The organism is Streptomyces spinosus, assembly GCF_020400655.1.
Lineage (GTDB): Bacteria > Actinomycetota > Actinomycetes > Streptomycetales > Streptomycetaceae > Streptomyces > Streptomyces argyrophylli.
This window is the reverse complement of sequence record NZ_JAINRC010000069.1, coordinates 1-507: the sequence shown is the minus strand read 5'-3', so window position 1 is coordinate 507 and position 507 is coordinate 1. Positions and strand designations below refer to the sequence as shown.

At 67.5% G+C, this 507-nt stretch carries 1 protein-coding gene; it reads left to right on the top strand.

Going from position 1 to position 507, the window contains the following annotated elements:
• The coding region (locus LG395_RS40945; RefSeq protein WP_263983669.1) for an alpha-amylase family glycosyl hydrolase at window positions 1-507 on the top strand (507 nt) is incomplete at both ends.

Sequence of the window (507 nt, the reverse complement as noted above, 5' to 3'; positions counted from 1 at the left end):
GCGGAGGCGAACCAGTGGCCCGAGGACGTCGTCGACTACTTCGGCGACTACCAGGCGGGCGGCGACGAGTGCCACATGGCGTTCCACTTCCCCGTCATGCCGCGCATCTTCATGGCCGTACGCCGCGAATCCCGCTACCCCGTCTCCGAGATCCTCGCCAAGACCCCGGCCATCCCCTCGAACTGCCAGTGGGGCATCTTCCTGCGCAACCACGACGAGCTGACCCTCGAAATGGTCACCGACGAGGAACGCGACTACATGTGGGCCGAGTACGCCAAGGACCCGCGGATGCGCGCCAACATCGGCATCCGCCGCCGCCTCGCCCCCCTGCTCGACAACGACCGCAACCAGATCGAGCTGTTCACCGCCCTGCTGCTCTCCCTGCCCGGCTCGCCGATCCTCTACTACGGCGACGAGATCGGCATGGGCGACAACATCTGGCTCGGCGACCGCGACGCCGTACGCACCCCCATGCAGTGGACCCCCGACCGCAACGCCGGATTCTCG